The following is a 5978-nucleotide window of genomic DNA, read 5'->3' on the forward strand; positions in this document are numbered from 1 at the left end:
CCCGTCGACGTCGTGGACGCTCCCGATCGCGTAGTCGAAGCGCGCCTCCGAGAGGAACGCGTCGATGGCCGCCTCGTCGCGCGGATCGTAGTCCATCTCGACGGCGTCGTAAATCTCGAGATCGAAATCCTCACGCAGGCGGTCGATTCCTCGCCGTCGGCGCTCGTAGGTAAGGTCGAGATTGAACCCGTAGACGCTCCGCATCGACGCGTGGCGCTCGCGAGAGGCCACGTTACAGTGGTCGGCGAAGCCGACGCCCTCGAGCCCGGCCGACTCGGCGGCCCGGACCATCGACCTGAGGAAGTCGCCGTCCGAGTAGTTCGAGTGGACGTGAAAATCCCGCATACGTCGTCGACCATGGACTGCGAGTTAGGTGTTACGCTCGAGGAACTCCGTTCACGTATCCCGTTTATTGCTGTAGTTTACTGCGCAGGGTGTCCGGTAGTGAGTTCGATGCAAGACGTTCCCTGCTACCGTGGCAACAGGGAATCGCCACGCCCTCCCCAGCCGATTGCTACTCACGGCCCTTCGGCGTTCACGGGTCACGTCGTTCCCCGTTCACCTCGTGAGTCACACTCCCGACGGTCGCTCACGGCTCGCTTCGCTCATCCACTGGAAGACACAAAGCGTCTTCCAAGCCGTCACCCGTTCAACTCGCGACGACCTCGCGCAATGGTATAAGCCCCCTCACTCTCGTTCGGTCGGCTTCAAGCGCGCGCCACCGCACGCGGGTTGGCCAGCCCGGAGTGAGACACAACTCCCCGCTACCGGTCACGAGGTGATTCCGAGGTGAGAAACTCGAGACGATTCGCTGACGACTCGAGCTACTCGTTGCGCGGACTGCTCGGGTGGTAGTCAGTGTCGTACTCACCGGGCTGGTCGTCGACGCGGTCGGGGTTGAGCCGGCCCGACAGCAGCATGAAGTCGACCAGGGTCAGCGCCAGCATTGCCTCGACGACGGGGACCCCTCGCGGCGGGAGGACGGGGTCGTGGCGACCGATGACCTGCTCCTCTTTGAGTTCGCCGGTCTCCCAGTCCGCGGTCTGCTGGGATTTGGGGATCGACGTAGGTGCGTGCAGCGTCACTTCGCCGTAGATCGGCTCGCCGGAGCTGATCCCGCCCTGAATCCCGCCGTGGTCGTTCTCGACGGGCGTCGGGTTCCCCCACGTTCGCGGCTCATCGCCGCTCTCGTCCGAGGCGCGGTGCGCCTCGCTGTCGTCGAACTCCCAATCGTCGTTCCGATCCTTGCCTGTCCACTCGGCCGCGTCGGTGCCAAGCCCGAACTCGAACGCCGTTGTCGCGGGCACCGCCATCATGGCCTGTCCCAGCCGCGCGGACAGCGAGTCGAAGCGGGGTGCACCGAGGCCGACCGGAACGCCCTGCGCCTCGAAGTAGATGCTGCCGCCGATGGAGTCGCCTTCCTCCTGGTACTCCGCGATCAGCTCCTGCATCCGCTCGGCGGTCTCTGGATGGGCACAGCGGACGTCGTTCTCTTCCGAATGATCTTTGATCTCCTCGAAACTCACGTCAGGGGCCTCGATGTCGCCGATCTGATTGACGTGGGCCTTGAGTTCGACGCCCTGTTGGGCGAGCAGCTTCTTCGCGATCGCGCCGGCCGCGACCCAGTTGACCGTCTCGCGGGCCGACGAACGGCCGCCGCCGCCCCAGTTTCGCGTCCCGAACTTCGCCGAGTAGGTGAAGTCGCCGTGGCTCGGCCGGGGCGCGGTGATGAACGGTTCGTACTTTCCCGAGCGGGCGTCCTTGTTCTGGATGACCAGCCCGATCGGCGTCCCGGTCGTGTAGCCGTCCTGAATCCCGGACTTGATCGAGACCGCGTCGGGTTCGCCGCGACTCGTCGTGATCATCGACTGCCCCGGCTTTCGACGGTCGAGGTCCGCCTGGATGTCCTCCTCCGAAAGCTCGAGGCCGGCGGGACAGCCCGAAACCGTACAGCCCATCGCCTCTCCGTGACTCTCGCCGAACGTGGTCACCTGAAAGAGGCGACCGAAGCGGTTGCCGTTCATTACCACGTCCTCGGTGGCGGGGCCACTTAGCGGTGCAGGATTCACGCAGGGCGCCCGAGATCGGTGACTATCGAATGCTCGGAGCGGGCCGACAGCGGATCGTTCCCCCGCTCGCTTCAGGTTCGGGCCACCGAGACACGCATCACGATCATATTTATATGATTGTGCTGCTGTTTAAATGGGACGACGCCGTCGGCGATCTCGAGAGGGGTGTACGAAACGCCGGTTTCTCGCGGAACGAGGACGGCAGTTTGAGACGCGAACCGTCGACGTGACCCACCGATCACTCGACTCGCTCGCGGTGGCAGTGTTCCTCGACCAACGAGATGAAAACCTGTGCGTTCCTCGGCGAGGAACGCCGAAACGGCGGATTTTACGGCTTCTGGACGAACGACTCGCCGACGGTCGACGGGCTCGTTCCGTCTCTCGAGACGACGTACGACGTCTCATAGCTCTCGCTGACCGTCGCTCACTTCGTCTGCTCACGGCACGAAGTGCCGTTCGCACGGTATGCGGGACCAGACGCACTATTCGCGAAGCGACCAAAAACTCAGAGGAAGCGTCTCAGGGCAGTTCGAACTCGATCGCCGCTCCCTGTCCGAATCCGACGCACTCGGTCGCGATTCCGCGGTCGACCCCGCGGCGGTTCATCTCGTGGACGAGTGTCACCGGCAGGCGCGCGCCGGAACACCCCAGCGGGTGCCCGATCGCGATCGCGCCGCCGTTGACGTTGAGTTGATCGTCCGGAATCCCGAGTTCGCGCTGGGAGTACAGCGTCTGACTGGCGAACGCTTCGTTGATCTCGACGAGCCCGTAGTCGTCGATCTCGCGGCCCGCTCGCTCGAGCAGGCCCTCGGTGGCGGGGACCGGGCCGACGCCCATGACGGTCGGATCGACGCCCGCGACGTAGCTGGTCCCGACCTCGGCGAGGACCTCGAGGTCGTTCTCGTCGGCGAAGTCCCGGCTGGTCAGCAGGATACCGGCCGCGCCGTCGGCGATCTGAGAGGCGTTGCCCGGCGTTACTGTGCCGTCTTCCTTGAATACGGTGGGGAGTTCGGCGAGTTTCTCGGCTGTGGTGCCGGGGCGCAGGCCCTCGTCTTCGTCGTGGACGCCCTCGTCGGTCTCGATGGGGACGATCTCGTCGTCGAACGTCCCTTCCTCGGTGGCCTCGACTGCGCGCCGCTGGCTCCGCGCGCCGTACTCGTCCTGTTCCTCGCGTGAGATCCCGTGCTTCTCGGCGACCTTCTCGGCGGTCATCCCCATCGAGAGGTTCTCCATGCCGTAGACCTCGTCGAGTTTCGGATGCATCTGGCCGCTCTCGGCGGCGCCCATCTTCACGCGGCTCATGCTCTCGACGCCGCCGGCGACGACCGCGTCGTGGCGACCCGCAGCGATCGAGTCCGCGGCGCTGATGACCGCCTGCGCCGAGGAGGCACACTGACGGTCGACGGTGGTCGCCGGAACCTCCTCGCCGAGATCCGAGAAGAGCGCGATCTGTCGGGCGATGTTCGTCCGCTGCTCCCCGCGTTGCTGTGCACAACCCCACATCAGGTCGTCGACGTCCTCGCCGGAGAGCCCCGTTTCCGCGAGCATCTCGTTGACCAGCGGAATCGAGAGGTCTTCGCTGCGGAACTCGGAGAGCGCACCGTCTTCTCTTCCCTGTGCCGTTCTAACAGCGCTAACGATTACTGGTGTATCGTCTGCCATTGTATAACACAATTGTTCGTGAACGTAAATAGCTACCTCCTCCGGAAAGGGACGAGCGAACCCACCGAACAACTGTAAGAACCACGCTCGAGCGCTCGAGACGGACGGTGCCCTGATGGCGACGCTCGAGGCCCAACCCCGATCGGCGAGCGCGATTACTGCATTTCAGCGTTTGGGGGTGCCACCGACTCCGTCTCCACCCTATCGTTTCAACATTCATCATATTAGAGAGTTTATTAGATCACGTGACAAGTATTCAGCATGGTCCGCCGCCGACAACTACTGCTCGCGACGCTCGCCGCCGGAGCGGCCGGTACAGCGGGTTGCGTGAGTGACGCCCCCTCTGACGAACGCGCCGACAACAACGACGAGGACACCCCGTCGGATCTGGAGCCCGCGGGCGACGGCGCCTATCGAGTCGACATAACCGCCCGGAGCGACCGATCGGCGTCGATCGATGACGTCAGTCATCGACCGTCGTGGATCGACCCCATCCGAGAGCTATCCTATGCCGGCGACCCTGAAGTCGTCTGGGGATACGACAGTCTCGAGGCCGACAACTCATCCTCCGTTGCCGTCGATCCGGTCATCGACACGACCGACGACGCGGAGCACGTCTTTCTGGCCCCGGCCTACGACGCCGACGCCGGGAGCTGGAACATCCACGCGTACGTCGACGAGGCGTACTACGAGGCCAGGGACACCCACCGATTCTGGATCGGACGGCCCTACGCGGAATTACGCGAAGACCCGGTTCGCGGCTACGAGGCAGCGTTCACCGAGCACCACGACGGCGTCTACCACGCGACCGTCGAGTACGACGAGACGCCGGAAGACACCGATCCCAACCTGTTGAGCCAGGTGTGGCTCACGAACTGGCCGGTGGACAGGACGGCGGAACGATCGGAACCGATGCTCGGTGCCGCCGTTGCCGTCACTCGAGTCGGCCCGCCGCCGACGAACCCGGACTACGACGAGGTAGACGAGGACGACCCGGCCCCGATGGTCGACCTCTTGTTCGAGTACGATCCCGACGCGAAGACGGTGACGGTCGTCCACGAGGGCGGTCCCGCGTTCCGAGGCGATCACGTCCAGGTCGGGTTCGAGGGCGGTCTCACCGAGGAGCAGTTCTCCGGCGAGGTGACCGCCGGCGACTCGCTCACCGTCGAGGTTCCCAGCGCCGACCCCGGCGTGTACCTCGCGGTCACCTGGCGAGGGCCGGAACAGGAGCACACCATCGTCCTCGATCGGTTCCAGATTCCCGAGTGACCCGTCGCCCGATCCGATCGCGGCGACCGTTCGACGGGGACGACCGTCGCTACTGCCGCCCGTCGCGCTCGAGTCTGACCCCTAACTCCTCGAGCATCCCGAAGAAGCCCGGGAACGAGACGTCGACGTGGTCGGCCCCCTCGATGGTGGTCTCGCCGTCGGCGACCAGCCCCGCGAGCGCGAGCGCCATGATGATCCGGTGGTCGTCGCGTCCGGAGACGGTCGCTCCCGAGAGACTCGAGTCACCGCCGTGGACCGTCAGCGAGTCCCGTTCCTCGGTCGTTTCGACGCCCATCTTGCCCAGTTCCTCGGCCATCGCACTCACGCGGTCGGTCTCCTTGTACCGAACGTGCTCCGCGTTCGCGATGTGGGTATCGCCCTCCGCGACCGCACCCAGGGTCGCGATCGTCGGAAGCAGGTCGGGCGTGTTCTCGACCCCGACCTCGATCCCGGTAAGCGGGGCCTCGGCGACGTCGATCGTCCCCGCGTCCCGATCCCAGTCGACGTCAGCACCCATCCGCTCGACGATTTCGACGATCGCGGTATCGCCTTGCGCGCTCGGATGAGCGCCCTCGATGCGGACGCCCTCGCCCTCGTTGCCGGCGATCGCGCCCGCTGCCAGCGGATACGAGATCGACGAGAAGTCGCCGGGGACCGCGTACTCGCCACCCGCGGGCGCGTAGGACTGCCCGCCGTCGACCGCGAACCCGGCGTCCGTCTTCCGCGCCTCGACGCCGAACTCATCGAGCACTTCGAGCGTGATATCGACGTACGGCGCGGACTTGAGCTCGGTCTCGAGCTCGATCGAAATCCCCTCGTCGGTGACTGCACCGGCCAGCAACAGGGCGGTGATGTACTGCGAAGAGACGTCGCCGGGGATCGATAGCTCGCCGCCAGCGAGCGGGCCGGTGACGACCAGCGGGGCCTGCCCGTTCCCGCGGGTGCTATCGGCCTCGGCGCCGAGATCAGTCAGCGCCT

Annotated in this window: 6 protein-coding genes; 2 read left to right on the forward strand and 4 right to left on the reverse strand. The window is 65.4% G+C overall.

What is annotated here, in order from left to right:
* The coding region (locus tag PGX04_RS23340; RefSeq protein ID WP_273740699.1) for a PHP domain-containing protein at nucleotides 1–345 on the reverse strand (345 nt) is incomplete at its 3' end.
* A 479-nt stretch (nucleotides 346–824) separates the two neighbouring features.
* Entirely contained in the window at nucleotides 825–2024 is a 1200-nt protein-coding gene (gene aroC, locus PGX04_RS23345) for a chorismate synthase (protein ID WP_273740700.1), read from the reverse strand.
* Between the two features lie 326 nt (nucleotides 2025–2350).
* Here aroC and PGX04_RS23350 point away from each other — a divergent pair, with 326 nt between their 5' ends.
* A complete protein-coding gene (locus PGX04_RS23350; RefSeq protein ID WP_273740701.1) occupies nucleotides 2351–2476 on the forward strand; it encodes a hypothetical protein in 126 nt (41 codons plus the stop codon).
* A gap of 112 nt (nucleotides 2477–2588) precedes the next feature.
* Here PGX04_RS23350 and PGX04_RS23355 read toward each other — a convergent pair whose 3' ends face one another.
* Complete coding sequence (locus PGX04_RS23355; protein WP_273740702.1) at nucleotides 2589–3731, reverse strand: thiolase family protein; 1143 nt, start codon at nucleotides 3729–3731, stop codon at nucleotides 2589–2591.
* A gap of 261 nt (nucleotides 3732–3992) precedes the next feature.
* On the opposite strand from PGX04_RS23355, the gene PGX04_RS23360 reads away from it, so the two are divergent.
* A complete protein-coding gene (locus PGX04_RS23360) occupies nucleotides 3993–5000 on the forward strand; it encodes a hypothetical protein (RefSeq protein ID WP_273740703.1) in 1008 nt (335 codons plus the stop codon).
* 49 nt (nucleotides 5001–5049) lie between these two features.
* Here the strand turns inward: PGX04_RS23360 and aroA are convergent.
* A partial coding sequence (gene aroA / locus PGX04_RS23365; RefSeq protein WP_273740704.1) for a 3-phosphoshikimate 1-carboxyvinyltransferase occupies nucleotides 5050–5978 on the reverse strand: 929 nt, incomplete at its 5' end.

The sequence above is a fragment of the Natrinema soli genome (genome assembly GCF_028618695.1).

What these genes read in the sequence shown, in the direction of transcription:
- PGX04_RS23350 (WP_273740701.1), top strand. Translation starts at nt 2,351, where the DNA reads ATGAAAACCTGTGCGTTCCTCGGCGAGGAACGCCGAAACGGCGGATTT.
- PGX04_RS23360 (WP_273740703.1), top strand. Translation starts at nt 3,993, where the DNA reads ATGGTCCGCCGCCGACAACTACTGCTCGCGACGCTCGCCGCCGGAGCG.
- aroC (WP_273740700.1), bottom strand. Translation starts at nt 2,024, where the DNA reads ATGAACGGCAACCGCTTCGGTCGCCTCTTTCAGGTGACCACGTTCGGC.
- PGX04_RS23355 (WP_273740702.1), bottom strand. Translation starts at nt 3,731, where the DNA reads ATGGCAGACGATACACCAGTAATCGTTAGCGCTGTTAGAACGGCACAG.